Annotated in this window: 1 pseudogene; it reads right to left on the bottom strand. The window is 66.6% G+C overall.

Annotated elements, in window-relative coordinates:
- Window positions 1–392, bottom strand: a pseudogene (locus QSK39_RS52910) (Crp/Fnr family transcriptional regulator); the annotation flags it as partial.

Below are 392 nucleotides of genomic sequence, written 5' to 3' on the forward strand. Positions count from 1 at the left end.
TCCGGGTAGACCCCGGCCTTGGTGCACTCCCGCCCGAACGCCGCGATCGTCTTCGGATGCGCCAGGAACACGCCCGGGTCCTTCCAGACCAGGGCCAGCAGCTCATCCAGGTCGTCGGGGGTGGGTGGGCCGGTGCGGGTCGGGATGCGCTGGGCGAAGTCGGCGTTGTGCAGCAACCCGAAGTCGGTGTTGTTGATCAGTTCGTGTTCCTGGCGTTCCCGCAGTGCTTCCACGGTCAGCCGCAGCTGCTGCTCGATCTGGTTCATCGGCTGGTTGTAGAGATCCGCCACCCGCGAATGCACCCGCAGCACCGTCTGGGCGACGGAGAGTTCGTATTCGCGGGGTTGGGCGTCGTAGTCGACGAACGTGCCCGGCAGCATCGGCTCACCGTC

The sequence above is a fragment of the Amycolatopsis sp. NBRC 101858 genome, assembly GCF_030269325.1.
GTDB classification, from domain to species: domain Bacteria; phylum Actinomycetota; class Actinomycetes; order Mycobacteriales; family Pseudonocardiaceae; genus Amycolatopsis; species Amycolatopsis ponsaeliensis.